Annotated in this window: 25 protein-coding genes and 1 pseudogene; 19 read left to right on the top strand and 7 right to left on the bottom strand. The window is 70.6% G+C overall.

The features are described 5' to 3' along the window. The first annotated feature begins 30 nt into the window (after window positions 1-30). From Leucomu_RS01915 to ilvA, 6 genes are all read left to right on the top strand, one after another. On the top strand, window positions 31-1,347 hold the full coding sequence (locus Leucomu_RS01915) for an inorganic phosphate transporter (protein ID WP_128386174.1): 1,317 nt from the start codon (window positions 31-33) through the stop codon (window positions 1,345-1,347). After that, entirely contained in the window at window positions 1,344-1,643 is a 300-nt protein-coding gene (locus Leucomu_RS01920) for a hypothetical protein (RefSeq protein ID WP_128386175.1), read from the top strand. Before Leucomu_RS01915 ends, Leucomu_RS01920 begins: the two co-directional genes overlap by 4 nt. Before the next feature lie 46 nt (window positions 1,644-1,689). Continuing rightward, the gene (locus Leucomu_RS15645; protein WP_267128434.1) at window positions 1,690-2,562 is read left to right on the top strand and encodes an aldehyde dehydrogenase family protein; all 873 of its coding nucleotides are present in this window, start codon (window positions 1,690-1,692) and stop codon (window positions 2,560-2,562) included. Then, entirely contained in the window at window positions 2,514-3,092 is a 579-nt protein-coding gene (locus Leucomu_RS15650; RefSeq protein WP_267128461.1) for an aldehyde dehydrogenase family protein, read from the top strand. The genes Leucomu_RS15645 and Leucomu_RS15650 overlap by 49 nt, the downstream gene beginning before the upstream one ends. 83 nt (window positions 3,093-3,175) lie before the next feature. Next, window positions 3,176-4,372 carry an AI-2E family transporter gene (locus Leucomu_RS01930; protein WP_017884439.1) on the top strand — a complete coding sequence of 399 codons (1,197 nt, stop codon included), beginning with the start codon at window positions 3,176-3,178 and terminating at the stop codon, window positions 4,370-4,372. Then, entirely contained in the window at window positions 4,369-5,616 is a 1,248-nt protein-coding gene (gene ilvA, locus Leucomu_RS01935; protein ID WP_128386176.1) for a threonine ammonia-lyase, read from the top strand. The genes Leucomu_RS01930 and ilvA overlap by 4 nt, the downstream gene beginning before the upstream one ends. A 221-nt stretch (window positions 5,617-5,837) precedes the next feature. Here ilvA and Leucomu_RS01940 read toward each other — a convergent pair whose 3' ends face one another. Further along, a complete protein-coding gene (locus Leucomu_RS01940; protein WP_017884441.1) occupies window positions 5,838-6,437 on the bottom strand; it encodes a TetR/AcrR family transcriptional regulator in 600 nt (199 codons plus the stop codon). Between the two features lie 243 nt (window positions 6,438-6,680). Here Leucomu_RS01940 and Leucomu_RS01945 point away from each other — a divergent pair, with 243 nt between their 5' ends. Then, on the top strand, window positions 6,681-7,901 hold the full coding sequence (locus Leucomu_RS01945; protein ID WP_228407198.1) for an amidohydrolase: 1,221 nt from the start codon (window positions 6,681-6,683) through the stop codon (window positions 7,899-7,901). 24 nt (window positions 7,902-7,925) lie between these two features. Here the strand turns inward: Leucomu_RS01945 and Leucomu_RS01950 are convergent, their stop codons facing one another. Further along, complete coding sequence (locus Leucomu_RS01950; RefSeq protein WP_228407358.1) at window positions 7,926-9,179, bottom strand: IS256 family transposase; 1,254 nt, start codon at window positions 9,177-9,179, stop codon at window positions 7,926-7,928. 112 nt (window positions 9,180-9,291) lie between these two features. On the opposite strand from Leucomu_RS01950, the gene Leucomu_RS01955 reads away from it, so the two are divergent. The 4 genes and pseudogenes from Leucomu_RS01955 to Leucomu_RS01965 all read left to right on the top strand — a co-directional run bounded on the left by Leucomu_RS01955 (window position 9,292) and on the right by Leucomu_RS01965 (window position 12,245). Further along, window positions 9,292-9,789: an amidohydrolase family protein gene (locus Leucomu_RS01955; protein ID WP_228407200.1), complete on the top strand. Its 498-nt coding sequence runs from the start codon at window positions 9,292-9,294 to the stop codon at window positions 9,787-9,789. Window positions 9,790-10,081: 292 nt separating this feature from the next. After that, window positions 10,082-10,252: pseudogene (locus tag Leucomu_RS15655) on the top strand (Putrescine importer PuuP); the annotation flags it as partial. 85 nt (window positions 10,253-10,337) lie between these two features. After that, window positions 10,338-11,336, top strand: coding sequence for an APC family permease (locus Leucomu_RS01960; RefSeq protein ID WP_267128435.1), 999 nt, complete (start codon window positions 10,338-10,340; stop codon window positions 11,334-11,336). A 114-nt stretch (window positions 11,337-11,450) separates the two neighbouring features. Then, window positions 11,451-12,245 (top strand): TSUP family transporter, encoded by a 795-nt coding sequence (locus Leucomu_RS01965; RefSeq protein WP_128387742.1) that lies wholly within the window; start codon window positions 11,451-11,453, stop codon window positions 12,243-12,245. Between the two features lie 124 nt (window positions 12,246-12,369). On the opposite strand, the gene greA is transcribed toward Leucomu_RS01965, so the two are convergent. Together greA and Leucomu_RS01975 are read right to left on the bottom strand one after the other, a co-directional pair. Further along, entirely contained in the window at window positions 12,370-12,855 is a 486-nt protein-coding gene (greA, locus tag Leucomu_RS01970) for a transcription elongation factor GreA (protein ID WP_128386178.1), read from the bottom strand. A 249-nt stretch (window positions 12,856-13,104) separates the two neighbouring features. Continuing rightward, on the bottom strand, window positions 13,105-13,569 hold the full coding sequence (locus Leucomu_RS01975) for a DUF4307 domain-containing protein (protein ID WP_228407202.1): 465 nt from the start codon (window positions 13,567-13,569) through the stop codon (window positions 13,105-13,107). Between the two features lie 85 nt (window positions 13,570-13,654). Between Leucomu_RS01975 and mca the strand changes: the two genes are divergently transcribed. The 3 genes from mca to recQ are packed head-to-tail and all read left to right on the top strand — an operon-like array spanning window position 13,655 to window position 16,962. Beyond that, complete coding sequence (gene mca, locus Leucomu_RS01980; protein ID WP_128386179.1) at window positions 13,655-14,521, top strand: mycothiol conjugate amidase Mca; 867 nt, start codon at window positions 13,655-13,657, stop codon at window positions 14,519-14,521. Continuing rightward, the gene (locus Leucomu_RS01985; RefSeq protein ID WP_128386180.1) at window positions 14,518-14,781 is read left to right on the top strand and encodes a hypothetical protein; all 264 of its coding nucleotides are present in this window, start codon (window positions 14,518-14,520) and stop codon (window positions 14,779-14,781) included. The genes mca and Leucomu_RS01985 overlap by 4 nt, the downstream gene beginning before the upstream one ends. A gap of 6 nt (window positions 14,782-14,787) precedes the next feature. Continuing rightward, window positions 14,788-16,962, top strand: coding sequence for a DNA helicase RecQ (gene recQ, locus Leucomu_RS01990; RefSeq protein ID WP_128386181.1), 2,175 nt, complete (start codon window positions 14,788-14,790; stop codon window positions 16,960-16,962). A 73-nt stretch (window positions 16,963-17,035) separates the two neighbouring features. Here the strand turns inward: recQ and trhA are convergent, their stop codons facing one another. Then, window positions 17,036-17,839, bottom strand: coding sequence for a PAQR family membrane homeostasis protein TrhA (gene trhA, locus Leucomu_RS01995; protein WP_194294564.1), 804 nt, complete (start codon window positions 17,837-17,839; stop codon window positions 17,036-17,038). 102 nt (window positions 17,840-17,941) lie between these two features. Between trhA and Leucomu_RS02000 the strand changes: the two genes are divergently transcribed. From Leucomu_RS02000 to Leucomu_RS02015, 4 genes are all read left to right on the top strand, one after another. After that, window positions 17,942-18,727, top strand: a complete 786-nt coding sequence (locus tag Leucomu_RS02000; RefSeq protein WP_017884451.1) for an isoprenyl transferase — start codon at window positions 17,942-17,944, stop codon at window positions 18,725-18,727. After that, on the top strand, window positions 18,724-19,527 hold the full coding sequence (locus tag Leucomu_RS02005) for an SDR family NAD(P)-dependent oxidoreductase (RefSeq protein ID WP_128386182.1): 804 nt from the start codon (window positions 18,724-18,726) through the stop codon (window positions 19,525-19,527). The genes Leucomu_RS02000 and Leucomu_RS02005 overlap by 4 nt, the downstream gene beginning before the upstream one ends. A gap of 74 nt (window positions 19,528-19,601) precedes the next feature. Next, window positions 19,602-21,002 (top strand): amidohydrolase, encoded by a 1,401-nt coding sequence (locus Leucomu_RS02010; protein WP_017884453.1) that lies wholly within the window; start codon window positions 19,602-19,604, stop codon window positions 21,000-21,002. A gap of 154 nt (window positions 21,003-21,156) precedes the next feature. After that, window positions 21,157-21,912, top strand: a complete 756-nt coding sequence (locus Leucomu_RS02015; RefSeq protein WP_017884454.1) for a nucleoside phosphorylase — start codon at window positions 21,157-21,159, stop codon at window positions 21,910-21,912. Between the two features lie 208 nt (window positions 21,913-22,120). On the opposite strand, the gene Leucomu_RS02020 is transcribed toward Leucomu_RS02015, so the two are convergent. Together Leucomu_RS02020 and Leucomu_RS02025 are read right to left on the bottom strand one after the other, a co-directional pair. Further along, complete coding sequence (locus Leucomu_RS02020; RefSeq protein ID WP_017884455.1) at window positions 22,121-22,612, bottom strand: S-ribosylhomocysteine lyase; 492 nt, start codon at window positions 22,610-22,612, stop codon at window positions 22,121-22,123. 145 nt (window positions 22,613-22,757) lie between these two features. Beyond that, window positions 22,758-23,060, bottom strand: coding sequence for a hypothetical protein (locus tag Leucomu_RS02025; protein ID WP_128386183.1), 303 nt, complete (start codon window positions 23,058-23,060; stop codon window positions 22,758-22,760). Window positions 23,061-23,342: 282 nt separating this feature from the next. On the opposite strand from Leucomu_RS02025, the gene Leucomu_RS02030 reads away from it, so the two are divergent. Next, window positions 23,343-23,900, top strand: a complete 558-nt coding sequence (locus Leucomu_RS02030) for a phosphorylase family protein (RefSeq protein ID WP_128386184.1) — start codon at window positions 23,343-23,345, stop codon at window positions 23,898-23,900. Window positions 23,901-23,905: the final 5 nt, after the last annotated feature.

The raw sequence follows: 23,905 nt of genomic DNA on the forward strand, positions 1-23,905 counted from the left end.
GCACCACATGCTCCCGAACGAAAGACGCCGGTGGAACTCACTCTCATCGTGCTGCTGGTCATCGTGCTGGCACTCTTCTTCGACTTCACCAACGGCTTTCACGACACCGCCAACGCGATGGCCACCCCCATCGCGACCGGTGCGCTCAAGCCGAAGACCGCGGTGCTGCTGGCCGCGATCCTCAACCTCGTGGGCGCCTTCCTCTCGACCGAGGTGGCCAAGACCATCTCGGGCGGCCTCATCAACGAGGGCGACGGCGGGGTGCTCATCACCCCCGAGATGATCTTCGCCGGTCTGATCGGCGCCATCGTCTGGAACCTGCTCACGTGGCTCTACGGGCTGCCGTCCAGCTCGTCGCACGCGCTCTTCGGCGGCCTCATCGGCGCGGCCATCGTGGGCGCCGGCATCTCGTCCGTCAACGGCGGCGTCTTCCTTTCGAAGATCCTGATCCCGATGCTCGCCGCGCCCCTCACCGCCGGCATCGTCGCGTTCACGGCGACCCGCGTCGCCTACGCGATCACGCGCCGCCACGACGGCAAGAAGGACGGCCGCGGCCGCTTCCGCTACGCGCAGATCGCGTCGTCGTCGCTGATCGCGCTCGCGCACGGCACCAACGACGCGCAGAAGACCATGGGCGTCATCACGCTCACGCTCGTCGCGGCGAACCTGCAGGATCCCGGCACCGGCCCGCACCTCTGGGTGATCACGGCCTGCGCGCTCGCGATCGCGCTCGGCACCTACTCGGGCGGCTGGCGCATCATCCGCACCCTCGGGGCGGGCCTGACCCAGGTGAAGCCGGCGCAGGGCTTCGCGGCAGAGACCAGCACCGCGGCCACGATCCTCGCCTCGAGCCACCTGGGCTTCGCGCTCTCGACCACGCAGGTCGCCTCGGGGTCCGTGATCGGGTCCGGCCTCGGCCGTCGCGGTTCGAGCGTGCGCTGGCGCGCGGTCGGCCGCATCAGCCTCGGCTGGCTCTTCACGCTGCCCGCCTCGGGCGTCGTGGCGGCCGTAGCCGCGCTGATCGCGCACATCGGCCCGATCGGCATCGTCATCGACGCGGTGCTCGGCTTCGGCTTCATCCTCTTCATCTTCTGGCGCTCGCGCCGCAACCGCGTCGATCACTCGAACGCGATCCCGGTGCCCGACGTGGCCGAGGCCGGTTACGCCGTGCGCGTGAAGAAGGGCAAGATCAAGAAGGTCAAGACGAAGACCGGCACGATCCCGCCGCTCACCCCGATCGCCCAGTCGGCGGCGCGCGACGACATCGCCGCGCGCGAGGCCGTGAAGGCCGCCAAGGAGGCGGCCGCCGAGAAGCGCGCGGACGAGGCCCGGGAGGGTGACCGATGAACATCGACTGGATGGCGTTCCTGATCGTCTTCGCCTCGGCGCTGCTGGCGGCGGTGTTCGTCGTGGCGCTCTACTCGCTCGGGATCCGCTTCCTCGCGACCCCCGCGCCCCGCGCGCCGCGCGCCGACGGCAGCTTCGAACCCGACGGGCCGTCTCGCGACGACGAGGACGACGACGTCGACGATCTGGGCCGGCCCCGCTGGGCGACCGTCGCCGCCAACGCCTGCTTCGCGCTCTCGGCCCTCGCGGTGCTGGTGGGCATCTTCCTGATCATCCCCGCGCTGCACTTCTGGTGATCCGCCGCCCCCGCCGACTGTCGGGGGACGGGAGTAGCCTGTGCGCATGAGCGAGACCCAGGTCGATCGGATTCCAGGTATCGTGGCCGGGCTGCGCCACGGATTCGAGCGCGGGATCACCCGTCCTGAGGCGTGGCGGCGCGAGCTGCTGCAACGGCTCCGAGCGCTGCTGCTGGAGCGCGGCGCCGACTTCGAACGCGCGCTGCACGACGACCTCGGCAAATCAGGCACCGAGGCGCAGCTCACCGAGATCGGGTTCCTGGTCGCCGAGATCGACCACGCGCTCGGGCACCTGCGCGCGTGGATGCGCCCGCGTCGCGCGGCAGCGCCGTTGGCGGTGCAGCCGGCCTCGGCGCGGGTCGTGCCCGAGCCGTTGGGCGTCGCCCTCGTCATTGCCCCGTGGAACTACCCGCTCATGCTCGCGCTCTCGCCCGTGATCGGCGCGATCGCCGCGGGCAACGCGGTGGTCGTCAAGCCGAGCGAGCTCGCACCCGCCACCTCGAGACTCATCGCGAGCACCGTGCCCGACATCCTCGACCGTCGCGCCGTCGCCGTGGTCGAGGGCGGCGTGCCCCAGACCACGGCGCTGCTCGAGCAGCGCTTCGACCACATCTTCTACACGGGCAACGGGCGGGTCGGCCGTATCGTGTCCCGCGCCGCCGCCGAGCACCTCACCCCGGTCACGCTCGAACTCGGCGGAAAATCACCCGTGTACGTCGACGGCACCGTCGACCTGGCGGAGAGCGCGAAGCGCATCGCCTGGGGCAAGTTCATGAACGCGGGCCAGACCTGCGTCGCCCCCGACTACGTGCTCGGAACAGCGCCCGTGCTGCGAGCTCTCGGGCCCTGCTCGCCGAAGCGATCCACGACCTGTACGGCAGCGCGCCGCACCGCAACCCCGACTACGGCCGCATCGTGAACGACGCCCAGTTCGAGCGCCTGCTCGGCTACCTCGACGACGGCGAGGTGCTGGTGGGCGGTGGCCACGACGCCGACAGTCGCTTCATCGAGCCGACCGTGCTGGTCGGCGCCGATCGGGAGTCGGCCGTGATGCGCGACGAGATCTTCGGGCCGATCCTGCCGCTCGTCGAGGTCTCCGGCCTCGACGACGCGCTCGCGTTCGTGACCGGTCGCGACAAGCCCCTCGCCGCCTACGTCTTCAGCGATTCGGCGCCCGTGCGCGAGCGCTGGGAGCGCGAGACCAGCTCGGGGGCGCTCGGCTTCGGCGTGCCGGTGCTGCACCTCGTCGCGCCCGAACTGCCCTTCGGCGGTGTCGGCGAGAGCGGCACCGGCGCGTACCACGGCGAGCGCTCCTTCCGGGCGTTCAGCCACGAGAAGGCCGTGCTCTCGAAACCGCTCGCCCCCGACACGCTTGCCGCCACGATCATGCCGCCGTTCACGCCGCAGAAGGACGCCCTGGTTCGCCGGTGGCTGCGAAAACTGCTGTGAGCGCGGGCCGAGCGCCCCGGCAGGCGAGCCCAGCCCACGCGCATATAAGCGGTCGTGCAACCGTTGCTCGGTAGGATTGTGCCGTGGAAGAGCCCAGAAGCGAACTCGGCGACGCCGTGCACGACGATGCCGCGCACGAGCTGCCCCTCGGCGTGCGGGTCGCTGCGGCCTGGTCGTGGCGCCTGATCCTCATCGGCGTCGCCTGCGCGGGGGTGCTCTGGCTCATCGTGCAGGTGCGGATCATCGTGATCCCGCTGCTCGTCGCGATCCTGCTCACCGCACTGCTCGCGCCCGTCGTGCAGTGGTTCGAGAGGCGCGGCGCACCCCGCTGGATGGGCGTGCTCTTCGCGCTCGCGATGTTCGTCGCGGCGGTGTGGATCCTCGTCACGCTCATCGCGACTCAGCTGCGCAGCGGCTTCGATGACGTCGCGAAGCGCTCCGAAGAGGTGTGGTGGCAGCTGCTGCACTGGGGCGAGGCGACGCTCGGGTTCTCGGCCGTCGAGGTCGAGGGCTTCACCGGGCAGATCATGAAGACGGTCGAGGAGCACCAGTCCGAGATCTGGAACGGCGCCCTCGGCGTCGCGACGACCGCGGGCCAGCTCATCACCGGCACCCTGCTCACCCTGTTCTCGCTCATCTTCATGCTGATCGACGGGCGCCGCATCTGGTTCTGGGTGCTCGGCTTCCTGCCGGCCAGGGCCCACGCCCCCGTCGACGCCGCCGGGCGCGCCGGCTGGATCTCGGTCGGGCAGTACGTGCGCGTGCAGATCTTCGTAGCCTTCGTCGACGCCGTCGGCATCGGCGCCGGTGCCGCCCTGCTCGGAGTGCCGCTGGCGATCCCGATCGCGGTGCTCGTGTTCCTCGGGTCGTTCATCCCGTTCCTCGGCGCCATCACCACCGGCGCCCTCGCCGCGTTCATCGCGCTCGTCTACAACGGGCCGGTCAACGCGCTCATCATGCTCGGCGTGGTGATCCTCGTCAACCAGATCGAGGGCCACGTGCTGCAGCCGCTCGTCATGGGCAGCGCCGTGAAGGTGCATCCGCTGGGCGTCGTGCTCGCGGTGTCGACCGGCGCGCTGCTCGCGGGCGTACCCGGGGCCCTGTTCGCGGTGCCCATCGCGGCCTCGGCCAATTCGATCGTCAACACGCTGGTGCAGAAGCAGTGGCAACCGGGATCCGATCCTGTCGCCGACTACCACCGTCGCGAGAAGACCTCTCTGCGGGCCCGTCATCGCGCCCGCAACGTCGCGCGCCTGCTGCGCAAGGAAGGACATTCATGAGCGAGGCCGCTCCCACCGCCCCCACCCTCGAAGACTTCGAGCGCGCGCTCGAGACGGTGCACCGGGTGACCCAGCGCACCCCGTTCGAGTCGTCGCGCTACCTCGCCGAGGTGCTCGACGTGCCGTACGTCTACCTCAAGTGCGAGAACCTGCAGCGCACGGGCGCGTACAAGCTGCGCGGCGCCTACAACCGTCTGACGCAGCTCACCGCCGAGGAGCGCGCCCGCGGCGTGGTCGCGGCCTCGGCAGGCAACCACGCCCAGGGCGTCGCATTCGCCGCGCGGGAGCTCGGGATCAGGGCCACCATCTTCATGCCGCTCGGCGTCGCCCTGCCGAAGCTGCAGGCGACTCGGCACTACGGGGCCGAGGTGGTGCTCGAGGGCGCCACCTTCGACGAGACCAACCGCGCCGCGCAGGAGTTCGTGGAGCAGAGCGGCGCGATCTTCATCCCGCCCTTCGATCACCCCGCCGTGATCGAGGGTCAGGGGACCGTCGCGCTCGAGATGCTGCAGCTGCAGCCCGAGATCGAGACCCTCATCGTGCCCATCGGCGGCGGCGGGCTCATCTCGGGTGTGGCGTCGGCGGCCAAGCAGTGGGCCGAGCGTGCGGGGCGCCCGATGAAGGTCATCGGCGTGCAGTCCGAGAACGCGGCCCCCTACATGCCGTCGCTCGAGGCCGGCCACCCCGTGACCATCCAGACCAGACCGACGATCGCCGACGGCATCGCTGTCGCCCGTCCGGGCGAGCTGAACTTCGAGATGGTGCGCGAGTACGTCGACGAGGTCGTGACCGTCAGCGACGACGACATCGCCCGCGCCATCGTCATGCTGCTCGAGCGGGCGAAGCTCGTGGTCGAGCCAGCGGGGGCTGCGGGCGTCGCGGCGATCCTCGCGGGCAAGGTGCACGCGTCGGGCGTGACCGCGACGATCCTGTCGGGCGGCAACATCGATCCGCTGCTGCTGCAGCGCGTGATCGGCCACGGGCTCGCGGCGTCGGCTCGCTACCTCAAGCTGCGGATCCTGCTGCCCGACGTTCCGGGCCAGTTGGTGCGCACGGCGTCGATCGTGGCCTCGCAGAACGCCAACGTGGTCGAGGTGATCCACACCCGGCACGCGACCGAGCTTCCGATCAGCGAGGTCGAGCTCGAACTGCACATCGAGACCCGCGGTCCGGAGCACGGCGACGCGGTCGCGCAGGCGCTGCGCGACGCCGGCTACACCGTGCGGGTGGGCGAGCGGTACTAGGGAAAAACGCGCCAGCGTTTTTGGGTACCGCTCGCGGCCGCTGTGCGGCCGGCCCACGGAGCGCAGCGAGGGGTGGAGCGGTACTAGGGAAAAACGCGCCAGCGTTGTTGGGTGCCGCTCGCGGCCGCTGTGCGGCCGGCCCACGGAGCGCAGCGAGGGGTGGAGCGGTACTCGCCCGGAGCGAAGCGTCGGGTCGGGATTCGGCGAAGCTCCGGCGCGCGTCACTCGGGGAGGGCGGCTCCGGCCTGTGCGGCGAAGAGGTGGATCGCGCGCTTGGCGTCGTCGAGCGTGATGCTGCCGCCGGCGACGATGTGCAGCCCGTAGGCGTCTTCGAGTGCGACGAAGTTCATGGCGACGTCGTCGAGGGGGCCGGTGAGCGAGAACGCCCCCGACTCGACTCCCTCGGAGAGGATGCGGCGGTAGAGCTCGAGCTGTTCGCGGTAGAGTCGCTGCACGAGTTCGTCGTGCAGCGGCGACTTACCGGCGAGCACGTCGAACTCGTAGAGCAGGCGCATGAGGGCGTCGTCGGGCCCCTCGGGCAGGCCGGCTTCGATGGCGGTCGCGAGTTTCGCCGCGGCGCCCTGCTGACGCGCGACGAGCGCGGCGCGTTCGGATCCGACGCGCTCCATGCCGGCGGCGTGCGCCTCGACGAGGATCGCCTCGAGGTCGTCGTAGTAGTAGAGCAGCGCTCCGCGGGTGACGCCGGCCTGGTTGGCGACGTCGGTGAGCGAGAGGTTGCGCAGTCCGTGTTCTGCGGCGGCGGTGAGGGCGGCGTCGACCACCTCGCGGCGGCGCTGCTTCTGGGTGCTCGGGCGTGCCATGCCTGCCAGTATGCCAGGCGCGACGGGCGGGTCGTTCGTGGCGACAGCGCGCATCACTCGCGGCATCGGCCCCCGGGGAGGCTCTGCGCGGTCGGCTCGCGGAAGGGTGCCGGCGCCGAGCGGGTGTGCGGTCAGCACGTGTTTCTTGACATTCGAGTAAATTAATTTACTCTGGAGTGAAAGAACTTGATCCTCGGCACCGCGCGCCGTCAGCGCGGCCGAGCCGCACACGCAGGAGATGACATGGCCGTCGACACCCTCTACACCGGTGGCAGGATCCGCACCTTCGATCCCGACCAGCCCTGGGCGGAGGCCCTCGGCGTCACCGGCGACCGCATCGCCTACGTGGGATCGGACGTCGACGCCCCCTCCGCGCGCCGCACCGTGCAGCTCGAGGGCCGTCTGCTCACCCCGGGCGTCGCCGACACCCACAACCACCTGCTGCTCGGCTTCGACGACCTCGCCGTGAGCCTCGACCAGGTCACGAGCCTCGATGTCGTGCGCGCCCGCATCGGCGAGTTCGCAGAGACCCACCCCGAACTCGAGTGGATCTGCGCCGAGAACGCCCTCTACTCCGTCGTCGAGGGCCGCCGGCCGAACGCCGACGACCTCGTGGGCGTCACCGACAAGCCGGTCTTCATCACCACCAACGACCAGCACTCGGTCTGGCTCAACCGCCCCGCACTCGCCAAGCTCGGCATCCTGAACGGCGGCGACATCGCCTGGGGCAACCCCGAGATCGACGCCGCCACGGGCGAGCCCACCGGCTGGGTCACCGACTTCTACACGAGCGCCATGACGATCGACGGCCTCGCCGAGCTGCAGCGCGACATCCCCATGTACTCGCCCGATCGCCGCTACGCGAAGATCGCGAACAGCCTCGACATGGCCGCGCGCTTCGGCATCACGACCGTGGTCGAGCCGCAGGTGCCCCTCGCCGAGCTCGACCTCTTCGCCCGTGCCGAGCGCGAGGGGCGCCTCACGAGCCGCACCATCGCCGCGATCTACCATCCGGTCGGGGCCGACGGCGACTTCCGCGCCCGCATCACCGAGGCGATCCGCGACACACCCCAGCACGAGCGCTTCAAGCTCGGTCCCGTCAAACTGTACGCCGACGACGTGATCGAGCCCCACACCGCCGCGATGCTGCAGGACTACGCCAACCGCCCGGGCCACCGCGGTCACACGAGCCTCGAACCCACCGAGTTCACGAGGCTCTTCACCGAGCTCGACCGCCTCGGCTACCAGGTGCACACGCACGCGACCGGCGACTGGGGCATCCGCCTCACCCTCGACTCGATCGAGGCCGCGCAGCGCGCGAACGGCCGCACCGACACCCGCCACGGCATCGTGCACGTCGAGTGCCTCGATCCCGACGACCTGCCGCGCTTCCGCGACCTCGGCGTCGTCGCCGCGATGCAGCCCCGCCACGCCTCGCCCGACCTCGTCGGGTCTGTCCGATAAACGGTGTGTGGGATCCGGCGGTTTTCATTCGTGAGTGGTTTTCTCGAACCGTCCGGCGAAGGTGATCGCGAACGCGTTCAGCGCGGGCTTCCACCTCATCACCCAGCGTGCCCTTCCGCCGCCAGTCGGGTCAAGCGACCGCGTCACGAGGTAGAGATATTTCAGCGCGGCGGCCTCGTTGGGAAAGTGCCCCCGAGCTCTCACGGCGCGCCGATAGCGAGCGTTGATTGACTCGATCGCGTTGGTCGTGCAGATCACCCGCCGGATCTCGACGTCATACTCGAGGAACGGCACGAACTCCGCCCAGCTGTTCTTCCAGAGCTGCACGATCGCCGGATACCGTCCGCCCCACTCGGCGGCGAACTCCTCGAACCGATCCTTCGCCGCCTGCTCCGACGGGGCCGTGTAGACGGGTTTGAGGGAACGGACGATCGCGTCGCGGTGTTGCCGCCCGGCGTAGCGGAAGCTGTTGCGGATCAGATGGACGATGCACTGCTGGACGACCGTTTGCTCCCAAGTGGTGTTGATCGCCTCCGGGAGACCCTTCAGCCCGTCGCAGACCGCGATGAGCACGTCCTCGACACCCCGGTTCTTCAGCTCGGTGAACACCTGCAGCCAGAACCTCGCACCCTCCTGACCGTCACCGGCCCAGATGCCGAGGATGTCGCGTTCCCCGTTCACGGTGACGCCCATCACGACATAGAACGGGGTGTTCCTCACCTGCCCGTCACGGACCTTCACCACGATCGCGTCGACGAAGATCACCGGGTAGAGCGCATCCAACGGCCTGCTCGACCATTCGGCGAGTTCCCCGGCGACCTTCTCGGTGATCCGGCTGATCGTGTCCTTGGAGACCTTCGCCCCATAGACCTCGTCGAAATGCGCAGCGATCTCACCGGTCGTCAACCCCCGAGCGGAAAGGGACAGAACGATCTGATCGATGCCGTCCAGTCGGCGTTTCCGCTTGGGGACGATCACCGGCTCGAACGACCCGTCTCGATCTCGCGGGACTTCGATCTCGACGGGGCCGATCTCTGTCAGCACCGTCTTGACCCGCGTCCCGTTACGCATGTTCTCGCCGATTGGGGTCCCGCCGTGCTCGTGGCCGAGGTGCTCGGTCAACTCGGCATTCAGCGCGGTCTCGAGGACGTTCTTCGTGAGCTGGCTGAGCAGGCCGCCCGGCCCCGTCAGGCTCACGCCCTGCTCCTTCGCCTGCGCGAGCAAGCGTTCTGCGAGTTCTTTCTGATCGATGATCTCCCCGGTCACGGGATCAATCATCTCGTCGTCAACAACGACAGTGGTCGTGTCAGCCACGGCCATCTCCTTTCGGATCAGGCCGGACCCTCACACACCATTATTCAGACAGTCCCACCTCGTCGCCGGCACCTGGATGGAGAACGTCGGCGAGGCCCGCTGGGACCGCGCGTGGCGGTTCCGCTCGATGATCGACTCGGGCGCGCGCGTCACCTTCTCGAGCGACTGGCAGGTCGGCGAAATGGATCCGCTCGTGGGCGTCTACAGCGCCATGACCCGCGCCGGCCTCGACGGTTCCCAGGCGTGGACGCAGGGCGAGCGCGTCGGCCTCGACGCCACGCTCGAGGCGTACACGCGAGGCGGGGCCGAGGCGTTCCACCACGAGAACGCGCTCGGAATGCTGCGCGAGGGCTACCTCGCCGACATCGTCGTGTGGTCGGGCGACCTCTACGACATGGATCCCGCCGAGATCCTCGAGCAGCGTGCCGACCTGACGGTGGTCGGCGGGTCGGCGATCCACGACGTGCGCGGCGAGCTCGGCGGCACGGCGGCCGCGGCGGCGGTGCAGGATCCGGCCGGCGCCGGCCAGAGCTGCAGCGAGCCCGACGACAGCCACCACTGCCACTCCCACTGATCCGCTCCGATTCCCTGCCCGGCTCGCCCTCTGAACTTGGCGGGGCGGCGAGCGCACTCGCTCCCGCTCCTCCGAGAGGCTCGGGAGCGGCACGAGCCCGGCGAAGCCCCGATACCACGAAGAAGTGAAGGAACCCATGTCAACGCTCCCCTCCCGCTCAGCCGTCGCCACGGGCGACGACCAGCTGGCCCACACGATCACCCATCAGCCCGGGCAGCTCAAGCGCACCCTCAAGCTGCGCCACCTCGTGTTCATCGGCCTCGCCTACATGGCGCCCATGGCGGTGTTCGACATGTTCGGCATCGTGGCCGATGAGACCGACGGCCACGTGCCGCTCGCGTACCTCGTGGTGATGGTCGCGGTGCTGTTCACCGCCTTCAGCTACTCCCGCATGGTGCGGTTCTTCCCGATCGCGGGGTCCGCCTACACCTACGCGAAGGAGGCCATCAACGCGCACCTCGGCTTCCTCGTGGGCTGGGCCGCGACGCTCGACTACCTGCTGCTGCCGATGATCAACGCGATTCTCTCGGGCATCTACATGGGGGGCCGTGTTCCCCGAGGTGCCGTTCTGGGTGTGGGTGCTGCTGACGGTCGGCATCTGCACGGCTCTCAACCTGGTGGGCGTGAAGCTCGCCGCGAGCATGAACGTGCTGCTCGTCTCGATCCAGCTCGTCGTCGCCGTGGTCTTCGTCGTGCTGACGATCGTGAACATCGTGAACGGGGCGAACGGCGCCGAGTTCACGATCCAGCCCTTCTTCTCGAACGACATCCAGGCCGCCGCGATCGCCGCCGGCGCCGCGATCCTCGCCCTCTCGTTCCTCGGCTTCGACGCGGTCTCGACGCTCGCCGAGGAAGCGGAGCAGCCCACGCGCGACATCCCGCGCGCCATCTTCATCATCGTCGCGGTGGCGGGCGCCTTCTTCATCACCGTGACCTACGTGATGCAGGTGCTCTTCCCCGACGTCTCGCAGCTCGCCGACATCGTGGGGGCGTCGCCCGAGATCGCGAAGTACGTCGGCGGCGCCGCGTTCCAGGCGATCTTCGTGGGCGGCTACATGATGGCGGTGCTGGGCTGCGGCATCACGCAGCAGATGAGCGCCGCCCGCCTGCTCTACGCGATGGGGCGCGACGGCGCGCTGCCGAAGCGCCTGTTCGGCCGGGTGAGCCCCAGCGGCGTGCCCATCGGCAACGTGCTGCTGGTCGCGGCGATCGCCCTCACCGCGCTCTTCGTCGACCTCGACCAGGCGGCCTCGATGATCAACTTCGGCGCGTTCATCGCCTTCACCTTCGTGAACCTCTCGGTGATCTTCGTGTTCTTCCGCTTCCTCAAGCGGCGCGGAGCCGGGGCGTGGCTCGGCTTCGTCGCGGTGCCCGCGATCGGCGTGGCGATCAACGTGTGGCTGTGGTTCAGTCTCGACACCGTGTCGATGATCATCGGCGGCGTCTGGATCACGATCGGCCTCGTCTACCTCGTCGTGAAGACGCGCGGCTTCCGGGCCGCGGCTCCCGACCTCACGGGCCCGATCAACATCGGCATGTACGAGTAGGCGGCCCGACCCGGAGGGGCGGCGAGCGGCGCGGAGACGCGCGGCTCGCCGCCCCTCTGGCTTCCGCGCCCGTTCGGTGAGAGGCTAGCGGAGGTGAGTGCGAGCGCGGCGACGATGACGTTCCTTCCGGGGGACGCCGACTGGGGTGTGCTCGCACTGCTCATCGTCGCCGCGTTCGCCGCGGGCTGGATCGACGCGGTCGTGGGCGGCGGCGGCCTGCTGCAGCTGCCGGCACTGCTGCTCGTGCCCGGCATCACGCCCGTGCAGGCGCTCGCCACGAACAAGCTCGCCTCGATCTTCGGCACCGCGACGAGCAGCGCCACCTACTACCGGCTGGTGCGCCCGAGCCTGCGCACGGCGCTGCCGATGGCCGCGATCGCGCTGCTCGGAGCATTCGGCGGGGCGTCGGTGGCGGCGTTCCTGCCCGCGCAGGTGTTCAAGCCGATCATCGTGGTCGCGCTGATCGCGGTGGCGCTCATCACGCTCTTCAAACCGGCGCTCGGCGCGGTCACCCGCCTCAAGCACCGCGGGTCGCGTCACGTGGTGATCGCGACCGTCGCGGGCGCTGGCATCGGCTTCTACGACGGCGTGCTCGGGCCGGGCACCGGCACCTTCCTGGTGATCTCGCTCGTGGGCCTGCTCGGGTACGACTTCCTGCAGGCGAGCGCCAAGGCGAAGATCGTGAACTTCGCGACGAACGCGGGGGCGCTGCTCTTCTTCATCCCGCTGGGCGCGGTGCTGTGGCCCCTCGGGCTAGCGATGGGGCTCGCGAACGTCGTCGGCAGCCTCCTCGGGTCGCGCATGGCGATCGCGAGGGGCACCCGTTTCGTGCGCACGCTGTTCCTCGTGGTGGTGGGAGTGCTCATCGTCAAACTCGGGTTCGACGTCTGGAACGAGAACCTCGCCTGAGGCTGCGGCGGCCCCTTCGCGGGAGGGAGCGCCGCGCTGCGGCGGGCACGCAGCAGGGCCCGGGATCGCGCACCGCGATCCCGAGCCCTGCGTCGGCGAGCAGCTCGGCTCGTGAGCGAGCGGCTCAGCCGGTGTAGGTGTCGACCGCGAGGATCTTCACCGGGATCTGGTTGCCGTTCGGGGCGACGTAGCTGGTCTCGTCGCCGATGCCCATGCCGATGATCGCGAGCCCGAGGGGGCTTTCGGCGCTGTAGACGTCGAGGTCGGAGCCGTCGGCGAGCTCGCGGCTGCCGAGCAGGAAGCGCTCCTCGTCGCCGAAGATCTCGGCCGTGACCACGGTGCCGACCTCGACGACGCCGCTCGCCTCGGGGGCCTCGCCCACGACGGCGTGCTTCAGCAGTTCCTCGAGGTCGCGGATGCGGGCCTCCATCTTGCCCTGCTCGTCCTTCGCGGCGTGGTAGCCGCCGTTCTCCTTGAGGTCTCCCTCTTCGCGTGCGGCCTCGATGCGCGCCGCGATGTCCTTGCGACCCGGCCCCGAGAGCTCATCCAGCTCGGCCTTGAGTCGATCGTAGGCGTCCTGGGTCAGCCAGGTCTGGGTGGGCTCGGCCATGTCGATCCTCGTTTCCTTGGTTGTTCCTGACGTCGCAGCGCACCGGTGGCGCCGTGTGCGCTGATGCGCAGGGATACACACAACGCCCCGACCGAGTCAGGGCGCAGCCTCCAGGGTATCACCGCGATCGCGGGCCGGGACGGCGCGATTCGATGCGGCCTGCCCGCCTCGACCCGGCGCCTCTCCGCGGGCCCCGAAGCGCGCGCGAGGCGAGCCGGCTCCGTCGCCGCGCCCGGAGGCGAGGCCGCGCTACTCGACCACCCAGCACTCGCGGGCGGTCGCCGCGGTGGCCGGGTTGGTGGTGATGAGACGGGTGGTGACGGCGTGGGTGTGCTCGTCGGTGAGCGGCAGCTCGACCACCTTCCAGCCCACGGTGGCCTTGGTCGTGTTGAGCGCCTCCACCGCGCACGCGACCGGGGTGCGCGGCGGCGCACTCACCTCGAACTTCACGTCGAGGGCGAAGTCGCTGACGCGGGTGAACCCGATGTCCTGCCAGGAGACGCGGTTCGTGCTCTGCCAGCCGCTGAAGAGCAGGTAGCCCACCCCCGCGAGCACCAGCGCGCCCGCGGCGATCCAGCCGAAGCGCCGGTCGATGCTGCGACGGCGGCCGGTGCCGTAGCGATCGTCGAGCGACTGGGTGGCGCCGGGAGTCGCAGCGGAGGGCGAGGGATCGGCTCCGGGGGGCTGCGCCTGCGCCGCTGCCGCATCCAACACGGGAACCTCCGATGCGCACTGGGTAAACTGTGTGATCGTTGCCAGCGTACCGGGATCCGCCCGGGAAGCACGTGAGAGGACTCGCATGACCCTCAGGTTGATCGCAGTGCACGCCCACCCCGACGACGAGTCGAGCAAGGGTGCGGCGACGTACGCGCACTACCTCGATCAGGGCGTCGAGGTGCTGATCGTCAGCTGCACCGGCGGCGAGCGCGGCGATGTGCTCAACGAGCTGGTCGCGCGCGACCCGAAGAGCCGCCGCGACCTCGCGGGCCTGCGCCGCGACGAGATGCAGAACGCGCAGCGCATCGTGGGCTTCGAGCATCGGTGGCTGGGCTACCAGGACTCGGGGCTGCCGGGCGAGGGCGATCCGGTGCCCGCCGGCTCCTTCGCCGACATCCCGGCCGAGGTCTCGGCCGAGGCGCTCGTGCGCGTCGTGCGCGAGTTCCGCCCCCACGTGATGATCACCTACAACGAGCAGGGCGGGTACCCGCACCCGGATCACATCCGCTGCCACGAGGTGAGCCGCATCGCCTGGGAGCGCTCGGGCGACGCGAGCGCCTACCCCGACGCCGGCGCGCCGTGGAGCATCAAGAAGCTCTACTACGAAGAGATCTTCAACGCCGAGCGCGTCACGACCGTCTACCAGTGGCTGCTCGACCACGAGCCGCAGTCGCCGCTGATCGAGCAGTTCTCGGAGCTCAAGGAGTGGATGTCGCGCCGCGCCTACCGCGGCACGGCGAAGATCGAGGTGGGGCGCTTCTTCGAGCGCCGCGACGAGGCGCTGCGCGCGCACGCGAGCCAGGTGCCGCCCGACAGCGCGTTCTTCTTCTGGCCGAACGAGCTGCAACGGCAGGCCTGGCCGTTCGAGGACTACCGGCTCGCGGCGTCGCGCGTGGCGACGAGCGAGTTCGAGGCCGATCTGTTTCAAGGAATCGAGGAGGGCGCGTGAGCGTGTGGAATGTGGTGGCGCGAATCGCCGAGGAGAGCACGGAGTTCGACCCCAACAAGGTGACGCCGGGCTTCGAGGGCTTCGTGTTCACGGGCCTCATGGCGGCGGGCATCATCGTGCTCGGCTTCCTGCTGGTGAACCGCCTGCGCCGCAACGCGTACCGGCACCAGGTGCGCGAGGACATCGAGCGGGAGCTCTCGGACGAGAACGGCGGATCGCCGGATCAGGGTTCCGATCCCGAAGCCGATCAGCGGAACTGACGCGCCGTGAGCGGCCGCGACGGGAAGCCCGCGCTCGGCACTGAAGCCGGGGCTGAGGCGTTCGGCGACCCCGACGAGTTCGGCGGGGGCTTCGACGCCGACGGGGCTTTCGACACCGACGAGCGCTGGCCGGGGGAGGCCTGGGGCGCTCCCGCGCCCGACGGCTGGGCGGGTCGCGGGGCGGCCGGGGGCCGGCCCGCGGGGGAGCGGGCGGGATCGGCGCCCCTCGATCCCGAATCGTCGCGCTCTGCCGCGGCGACCGCCGCCGCACCGCTCGCGGCATCCGGTGCCGCCGCTGCCGCTGCCGGTGCCCCCGGCGGCGGCCCGCACGTCGGCCAGGACCCGCTCGCGGTGCTCGCCGAGGTCTTCGGATATGCGTCGTTCCGGGGCGACCAGGAGGCGATCGTGCGCCAGATCGTCGACGGGGGCGACGCCGTCGTGCTCATGCCCACCGGCGGCGGCAAGTCGATCTGCTACCAGATCCCCGCGCTCGTGCGCGAGGGCACCGGGGTCGTGCTGTCGCCGCTCGTGGCGCTCATGCACGACCAGGTCGCGGCGCTGCAGCTCGCGGGCGTGCGCGCCGCCGCCCTGAACTCGGCGATGTCGATCGAGGATCGCCGCGAGGTTGAACGCGCCTACCGCGCGGGCGAACTCGACGTGCTCTACCTCGCCCCCGAGCGGCTCTCGGCGCCCGGCACGGTGCAGCTGCTCGAGCAGGGGCGCATCGCCCTCTTCGCGATCGACGAGGCCCACTGCGTCTCGCAGTGGGGTCACGACTTCCGACCCGACTACCTGCGCCTCGGCGCCCTCGCGGAGCGCTGGCCCGATGTGCCCCGCATCGCGCTCACCGCGACGGCCACCCCCGAGACCCACCGCGAGATCACGGAGCGCCTGCACCTCGAGAACGCCCGGCACTTCGTGTCGAGCTTCGACCGCCCGAACATCCGCTACCGCATCGTGTCGAAGCAGAACGCGCGATCTCAGCTCATCGCCTTCATCCAGGGCGAGCACTCCGGCGACGCCGGCATCGTCTACGCGCTGAGCCGCAAGCGGGTCGAGCAGACGGCCGCCGCGCTGCGCGACGCCGGTATCGACGCCGTCGCCTACCACGCGGGGCTGCCCGCGCACGAGCGGCTCGACGCCCAGACCCGCTTCCTGCGCGAGGACGGCGTGGTCGTGGTCGCCACCATCGCCTTCGGCATGGGCATCGACAAGCCCGACGTGCGCTTCGTGGCGCACATCGACCTGCCCAAGTCGATCGAGGGGTACTACCAGGAGACGGGGCGCGCCGGCCGCGACGGGCTGCCCTCGCAGGCGTGGCTCGCCTACGGGCTGCAGGACGTCGTGCAGCAGCGCCAGATGATCGAGTCGGGCGACGGCGACGCCGCGACGCGCGCCAATCAGACGCGGCACCTCAACCAGATGCTCTCGCTGTGCGAGGGCGTGGAGTGCCGTCGCCGGTTCCTGATCCGCTACTTCGGTCAGGACGCCCCCGAGGCGTGCGGCAACTGCGACGTCTGCCTCGACCCGCCGAAGCTGTGGGATGCGACGACGCCGGCCCAGATGCTGCTCTCCACCGTCATCCGCACCCAGCGGGAGCGGAACCGCACCTACGCCGCGGGCCAGCACATCGACGTGCTGCGCGGGGTCGGCTCCGAGCGCGTCACCCAGATGCGGCTCGACGAGCTCTCGACGTGGGGCATCGGCAAGGAGTGGTCGGTCGCGCAGTGGCGGGGGCTCGTGCGCCACCTGCTCGCCGTCGGGCTGCTCGAGGCGCGCGGCGAGTGGGGCGTGCTGGCGCCCACGGACGCGGCGAAGCCCGTGCTGCGCGGCGACGAGCAGGTCATGATGCGCGAGGAGGTCGTCGCGAAAGCCGGCTCGGGTCGGAGCGCCCGCGGCTCGCGGGCGGCCGGATCGGCGGCGGGAGCGAAGCGATCGGCCGCTGCCGCCGACCTCAGCCCCGAACAGGCCGAGGTCTTCGAGCGCCTACGGGAGTGGCGCGCGGGCGAGGCGCGCAAGCAGGGCGTGCCGGGCTACGTCGTCTTCGGCGACGCCACGCTCGCCGCACTCGCGGTGCACCGACCGACGAGCGACGACGAGATGCTCGCGATCTCGGGCATCGGCCAGGTCAAGCTCGAGCGCTACGGGGCCGCAGTGCTCGAGGTGCTCGCCGCGGGCTGATCCGGTCGGACGGCTCTGTGGCCGGCGCGGGTGCGGGACCCGCCGCGGGCCGATCCGCGCGACTGACCCCGTCTTACCGCAGGTAGACCGGATCGAGCGCGACGAGCAGCGCGGCCGTCCAATGGCACAGGAACGCGAGCACCGTCAGCGCGTGGAAGATCTCGTGGAAGCCGAACACGCCGGGCACGGGATTCGGTCGCTTGAGGCCGTAGACCACCGAGCCGAGCGTGTAGAGCAGACCGCCCACGATCACGAGCACCATCGCGGCCGGGCTCGCGTGGTAGATGTCGACGAGGAACATGACGGCCGCCCACCCGAGCAGCACGTACAGGGGAACGTAGAGCCAGCGCGGCGCCCCGATCCAGAACACCCTGAACCCGATGCCGAGCAGCGCGCCCGCCCACACGAGCACCAGCAGCAGCACGCCCTTGTCGAGGGGCAGCGCGAGCAGCGCGATCGGAGTGTAGGTGCCCGCGATCAGCAGGAAGATGTTGGCGTGGTCGAGGCGGCGGAACACCTGCTTGGTGCTGGGTTTCCAGTCGAAGCGGTGGTAGAGCGCCGAGACGTCGAAGAGCAGCATGCTCGAGAGCGTGTAGACGACCGACGCCCACTTGGCGACGGGGCCGTGCGCGAGCGAGATGAGCACGATGCCGGCGGCGATCGCGACGGGGAACATCCCCGCGTGGATCCACCCGCGCCAGCGGGGCTTCGGCTCGACGCCCGCTGCGGGGGCGGGCTCGCCGCCCGGCTGGTCGTGGGCGTGGTCGAGCGCGTCGGCGAGCAGCGGGAGGGAGAAGCGGTCCGGCTCCGGGAACGGTCGCTCCTCGGCGGACTCGGGCAGCGGACGTGGTGCTTCGGGGGAGCCGGGCGTGCTCATGCTTCGAGTGTATGTTCCATACAGTTCCACCAGGGCATATATGTGCGGATCCCCAGCCGCCGGCCCCGGGATCGCCACCCGCGCAGGCGATACACTCTCAGGGTGAACGCCCCGCCCACGACGCCGCGCGCCGGACTGCTCTACCGGCTCTACCAGCGGCGCCTGCGCCGGGAGATCGATCCGCGCCGCGTGCCCCGGCACATCGCCGTGATCGTCGACGGCAATCGCCGCTGGGCCAAGCAGCGCCTCCAGGAGCGGGCCGCCTTCGGGCACCGCGCGGGCGCGCAGAAGGTGCTCGAGTTCCTGAGCTGGTGCGAGGAGGCCGGCGTCGGCACGGCGACCCTCTACCTGCTCTCTGCCGACAACCTGCGGGCTCGGGATCGGCAGGAGCTCGAGGACCTCTTCGGCATCATCGCCGCACTCGCCGCGCAGCTGGCCGAGAACCCGCGCTGGCGGGTCAAACACGTCGGCTCCTGCGACGGCCTCTCGCCCGAACTGGCCGACGCCCTGCGCGACGCCGAGCAGCGCACCGCCGATCACGAGGGGCTGCACGTCAACCTCGCGGTCGGCTACGGCGGCCGCAGCGAGATCACGGCGGCGGTGCGCGATATCATCGCCGAGCACCAGGCGGCGGGCGGCACCATCGACACCCTCGCCGAGCACCTCACGCCCGAGAACATCGGAGAGCACCTCTGGACGCGCGGTCAGGCCGACCCCGACCTCATGATCCGCACCTCGGGCGAGCAGCGGCTCAGCGACTTCATGATCTGGCAGTCGGCGCACTCCGAGTTCTACTTCGTCGAGGCGCTCTACCCGGATTTGCGCGAGGTCGATTTCCTGCGAGCCCTGCGCGACTACTCGTCGCGGCAGCGACGGATGGGGGGATGAGCGTGACGCGCGATACGAGCCTGCCCGACCTGGGCGGGCAGCGGGTGCTGGTGACGGGCGCCTCCGGCGGGGTCGGCGGCGGGATCGCCCGGCGCTTCGCCGCTGCCGGAGCGCACGTGGCGGTGCACTACCGCGGCGCCTCGGCGGCCTCGGTCGACGCCGCCTTCGAGCTGGTCGAGCAACTGCGGGCGCACGGCTCCCACGCGGTAGCGGTGCGTGCGGATCTCGGTGAGCCCGGATCGGCGGGTCGCCTCGTCGAGGAGACCGTGCGGGCGCTCGGCGGCCTCGACGGCCTCGTCAACAACGCGGGCATTCAGCCTCTGACCCCGCTCGCCGAGACCTCGCGCGAGGAGTGGGACGAGGTGCTCGCCACCAACCTGGGCGCGGTGTTCGAGCTCTCCCAGGCCGCCGCGGCCGCGATGGGGGCTGTCGGCACCCGTCCGAACCGCTGGATCACGCACATCGCCTCGGTCGAGGCGAGCCGCCCCGCCCCGGCGCACGCGCACTACGCGGTGGCGAAGGCGGGCCTCGTCATGCACGCCCGCGCGGCGGCGCTCGAGCTCGGACCCGCGGGGATCCGGGTCAACACGGTGTCTCCCGGCCTGGTGGATCGTCCGGGCCTCGCCGAGGCCTGGCCGGAGGGCGTCGAGAGCTGGATCTCGCACGCCCCGCTCGGCCGCCTGGCCACGTCGCGGGACATCGGCAACGCGTGCGTACTGCTCGCCTCGCCCGCCGCGGCATTCATCACGGGCCAGGATCTCGCCGTCGACGGCGGCATGCTCGCCACCCCGGGCTGGTAGCCGCGCCGCCGGCCGGCGCAGGCAAGAGCGTCGGCGGCTGACGATACAGTGGGCGTGGAAGAGAGGGAGACGCCATGAGCGAGACCATTCTGAGGGCCGACGCGATGCTCACTCCGGGTGGGGTGGTCGTCGACGCCGAGCTCGCGTTCGATGCCGACGGGCGCATCACCTACGCCGGGTCCGTGCGCCCCGAGAGCATCGCCAACCTCGACCTCGGCGGGCCACACGGCGCCGAGGGCGTCAGCCCGGCCGTCCATGAGACCGGCGTGCCCGCCCACTCGGGCCGGGTGACGCACGACCTCACGGGTCACGTGCTCATGCCGGGGCTCGTGAACGGCCACACCCACTCTGCGATGACGCTGCTGCGCGGCGTCTCCGACGATGAGGGCTTCATGCCGTGGCTCGCGGCCGTGCAGGCGCTCGAGCAGCATCTCACTCACGACGACGTCGAGGTCGGCCTGCAGCTCGCGATGGTCGAGATGATCGAGACCGGCACCGTCGCCTTCGCAGACATGTACCACTGGGACGAGCCGCTCATCGAGCTCGTGCGCGCCGCGGGCATGCGCGCGATGGTCGCCCTCGCCTCCTTCGCACCCGACGCGGTCGGCTTCCCCGGGGTATCGCCGTGGAACGGCGCCGAGGCGACCGCCCAGACCGAGGCGCTCGCCGAGCGGTACGCGGGCGATCCGCAGATCCGCGTCGCCTACGGCCCTCACGCCCCCTACACCTGCCCTCCCGAGTTCCTGCGCGACATCACCGCGCGGGCGCTCGAACGCGGCATCCCGATCCACACCCACATCTCCGAGTCGGCGGCCGAGGTCGAGCAGATCCTCGAGCGCTACGGTGCGACGCCCGCCGACCACCTCGACTCGCTCGGCCTCTTCGACGCCGAGGTGCTCGCCGCGCACTGCGTGCACCTCACCGAGGGCGAGATCGAGCTGTTCGCCCGCACCGGCACGGCCGTGAGCCACAACCCGGTCTCCAACCTCAAGCTCGGCAACGGCATCGCCGACCTCCCCGCCTGGCAGCGGGCCGGGCTGCGCATCTCGCTCGGCACCGATTCGGTCGCGAGCAACAACACCCTCGACCTGTTCGAGGAGATCAAGACCGGCACCATCCTGCACCGCGGCGCGCAGCAGGACGCCGCGATCGTGCGCGCCGCCGACGTGCTCGACATCGCCACCCGGCGCGGCGCCGAGGCGATCGGCTTCCCTGAGACGGGCGCGCTCGAGGCGGGTCGCCTCGCCGACGTGATCGCACTCGACGTGACGGGATCCGCGGCCACGCCCCTCGACCTCGCCGCACAGCCGGGCGCCCTCGTCTCGCATCTCGGGTTCGGGGCCACCGGGGCCGACGTGCGGCACGTGTTCATCGGCGGCCGCCACGTCTACGCCGACGGCGAGCACCTCACCCTCGACGCCCCCGCGATCCGAGAACGGGCCGCCGTGGCCCGCTCCCGGCTGCTGGCTCTCTAAGGCCGGGGGTCGTCCCGGAGATACGGGATCTGCCGAATATATGGTGGATCTTCGGCTGTAGACCAGATACTTGGCAGATTCCATATCGACGGCCGACGGCGACCTTCACCCGAACCTTCCGAACCCCCGACAACCCGACCGAAAGGCCTCCGCCATGGCACCCGTCCGACTCCCCGCCGACGCCGAACTCCCACTGCTGCGGGCCCGGGTCTCCGACCTCGCCGATCGCGCCCTGGTCGTCGGCGACCCCGCTCGTGCGGCCCGCGTCGCCGAACGACTCGACGACGCCCGTCAGATCGCCGCCAACCGCGAGTACCACGTCTACGCGGGCACCCATCGCGGCGTGCCCGTCACCGTCGCGTCGCACGGCGTCGGCGCCGCGGGCGCGGCCGTCTGCTTCGAAGAGCTGGCACGCGGGGGCGTCACCCGCATCGTGCGCTCCGGCACCGCGGGCGGCATGCAGCCCGACGTGGTCGACGGCGCGATCGTCGTCGCCACCGGGGCCGTGCGCGCCGACGGGGTCAGCCACCAGCTGGTGCCCACCGAGTTCCCCGCCCTCGCCACCCCCGAGCTCACCATCGCGCTCAAGGCCGCCGCCGCGGCCACCGGGCTCGACGTGCACAGCGGCATCGTCGTCACGGGCGACATGTTCTACCCGAGCGACGTCATCACCGGCGTCGACCTGCGCATGTGGCAGCGTGCAGGGGCCGTCGCCGTCGAGATGGAGGCCGCAGCGCTGTTCGTGATCGCCGCACTGCACGGCATCGAGACCGGCGCGGTCTTCGCGATCGACGGCAACCCGCTCGCCGCCCAGGACGAGACGATGGACGGCTACGACCCCTACCGCGAGATCGTGACGCGCGCCGTCGACGGAGCGCTCGAGGCCGCTCTCGACGTGCTCGTGGGCTAGGCGGCCTCACTCCGAGCGGCTCTGCGCCGCGCTGGCTCGGCGCAGGAACACGGAACGGGAGTCTCGACTGCCGCATCCTCGGTCGGATCGCAGCAGGTCGAGACTCCCGATGTGCGTGTGCACGGCGCGAGGCCAGGCATGGACGTTGGGTCCGGAGCGGTGCTGGGCGCTGCTCCGAGGCGGCGCTGGGCGCTGCTCGGGGGCTCCGTCAGACGAGGCGCGAGCGGTCGAACGCGTCGAGGCTGATGCCTTGATCCAGCACCTGCTTCGCCCACTCCTTCGCGGAGTGCAGACTGTGATCGCGGTAGTTGCCGCAGCTCACCGCCTCGGTGCCGGGAACGTCGTCCCACGTGACCCGCTCGACCAGATCCTCGAGCGCGCTCTTGATCGCCGCGCCCACCTGCTCGGGCGTCGGCTCGCCCCAGGCGATCATGTGGAAGCCCGTGCGGCAGCCGAACGGAGAGATGTCGATGAGTCCGTCGAAGCGGGTGCGCAGCAGCGCCGCCAGGGTGTGCTCGATCGTATGCAGGCCCGCCGTAGGAATCTCGCCCTCGTTCGGCTGCACGAGCCGGATGTCGTAGTTCGAGATCGCGTCGCCCTTCGGCCCGTGCTCCACGCCGATCAGGCGCACGTACGGGGCCAGCACCTTCGTGTGGTCCAGGGAGAAGCTCTCAACCTCGGCAAGTTCGACATCGCTCATGCGGCCAGTGTAGCGACGGGCGCGAAGGGTGACACGAGTGTTACCGCGGCTTGCAGCGCGCGGCTCTCGGGTGGCGGATCCGACCTCGGTGAGCTCAGAACCGCGGTTCTCGTCTCACCGAAGCCGAATCTCTCGCCGAAGCCGACTACGCCGCGCGAGCGATGTCGCGGCGGGTGAGCGCGATGCGGGCGCGGGATCCGCGGGCCTCGGGATCCTCGGCGACGCGCACCTCCCATCCGGCGCGATCGAGGCGGCGGAGGTCGCCGCGCGCCTCGTCGAGACGGTCGGTCTCGACGAGGTACAGCGTGCGCCCCTCGGTGCGGTAGACCGAGCGGTGCTGCGCCCACTCGGGCACGTGCATCTCGTGGTCCTGGCCGAGGGAGTGGTAGGGGGTGCGCAGCGGGCGCTCGCGCCGCTGCTGCAGGTCGATGATGTAGCTGGTTTCCATGATGAGTCCTTTCGGGGCGCACCACCGTGGTGCACCGATGTATCGATGTGCGCACGGCGCAGTGCCAAGGCGGCCGTGTGGAAGGGCCGGGGCCGTGCTGCTGAGCTTCGCGGGACTCGCGGAGTTGATCTCTCGACGCCTTGAATCTGTCCGATTGCTTCGGGCGGAAACGCGTGTCTCTCACAAGCTCAGTTCTACAGTTTAGAACATGTCTTCGAAAAACGCTAGTGTGGGTTGAGTTTCGCATCGACCGGCGTTCCCCGCGCCATGAGGAGTCAGCCCATGCCCCAGCCCTCCACGCTGCTCGTGTTCGCGCACCGCGACGAGGCCTCCGCCTTCTCGGACGTGCCTCACCTCGTGACCGGGGTCGGCAAGGTGAACGCGGCCGTGGCGCTGGCGGGCGCGCTCGCCGCGGGCGGCGTGGAGCGGGTCGTCGTGCTCGGCACGGCGGGCGTCGTGAGCGACGGCCCCGAGCGCCCCAGCCTCGAAGACGTCTACCAGATCACGGGAGCGGTGCAGCACGACTTCTCGCTGCCCTCGCCCGAGCTGCGCCCCAGCGGTGCCGCGGTCCTGCCCCCCGAGCGCACGGCCGTGATCGCGACCGGCGACGTCTTCGTGAAGAACGACGCGCAGCGGGGTCACATCGCCGGGCTCGGGGCCTCGCTGGTCGACATGGAGGCCTACGCCTATGCGAGCGTGTGCGAGCGCTTCGAGGTGCCGCTGCAGATGTTCAAGGTGCCGTCCGATTTCGCCGACAGCGCGACCACCGACGAGGAGTGGGACACCATCGTGTTCCGCAAGAGCGAGCAGCTGCGCGCGTTCTGGGACCGCCTCGGCTGAGCCGG

The sequence above is a fragment of the Leucobacter muris genome, from assembly GCF_004028235.1.
GTDB lineage: Bacteria > Actinomycetota > Actinomycetes > Actinomycetales > Microbacteriaceae > Leucobacter > Leucobacter muris.

Coding starts and splice junctions, on each gene's coding strand:
- Leucomu_RS01920 (WP_128386175.1), top strand. CDS start 1,344: ATGAACATCGACTGGATGGCGTTCCTGATCGTCTTCGCCTCGGCGCTG.
- Leucomu_RS15645 (WP_267128434.1), top strand. CDS start 1,690: ATGAGCGAGACCCAGGTCGATCGGATTCCAGGTATCGTGGCCGGGCTG.
- ilvA (WP_128386176.1), top strand. CDS start 4,369: ATGAGCGAGGCCGCTCCCACCGCCCCCACCCTCGAAGACTTCGAGCGC.
- Leucomu_RS01940 (WP_017884441.1), bottom strand. CDS start 6,437: ATGGCACGCCCGAGCACCCAGAAGCAGCGCCGCCGCGAGGTGGTCGAC.
- Leucomu_RS01945 (WP_228407198.1), top strand. CDS start 6,681: ATGGCCGTCGACACCCTCTACACCGGTGGCAGGATCCGCACCTTCGAT.
- Leucomu_RS01950 (WP_228407358.1), bottom strand. CDS start 9,179: ATGATTGATCCCGTGACCGGGGAGATCATCGATCAGAAAGAACTCGCA.
- Leucomu_RS01955 (WP_228407200.1), top strand. CDS start 9,292: ATGGAGAACGTCGGCGAGGCCCGCTGGGACCGCGCGTGGCGGTTCCGC.
- Leucomu_RS01965 (WP_128387742.1), top strand. CDS start 11,451: ATGACGTTCCTTCCGGGGGACGCCGACTGGGGTGTGCTCGCACTGCTC.
- greA (WP_128386178.1), bottom strand. CDS start 12,855: ATGGCCGAGCCCACCCAGACCTGGCTGACCCAGGACGCCTACGATCGA.
- mca (WP_128386179.1), top strand. CDS start 13,655: ATGACCCTCAGGTTGATCGCAGTGCACGCCCACCCCGACGACGAGTCG.
- trhA (WP_194294564.1), bottom strand. CDS start 17,839: ATGAGCACGCCCGGCTCCCCCGAAGCACCACGTCCGCTGCCCGAGTCC.
- Leucomu_RS02005 (WP_128386182.1), top strand. CDS start 18,724: ATGAGCGTGACGCGCGATACGAGCCTGCCCGACCTGGGCGGGCAGCGG.
- Leucomu_RS02010 (WP_017884453.1), top strand. CDS start 19,602: ATGAGCGAGACCATTCTGAGGGCCGACGCGATGCTCACTCCGGGTGGG.
- Leucomu_RS02015 (WP_017884454.1), top strand. CDS start 21,157: ATGGCACCCGTCCGACTCCCCGCCGACGCCGAACTCCCACTGCTGCGG.
- Leucomu_RS02020 (WP_017884455.1), bottom strand. CDS start 22,612: ATGAGCGATGTCGAACTTGCCGAGGTTGAGAGCTTCTCCCTGGACCAC.
- Leucomu_RS02025 (WP_128386183.1), bottom strand. CDS start 23,060: ATGGAAACCAGCTACATCATCGACCTGCAGCAGCGGCGCGAGCGCCCG.
- Leucomu_RS02030 (WP_128386184.1), top strand. CDS start 23,343: ATGCCCCAGCCCTCCACGCTGCTCGTGTTCGCGCACCGCGACGAGGCC.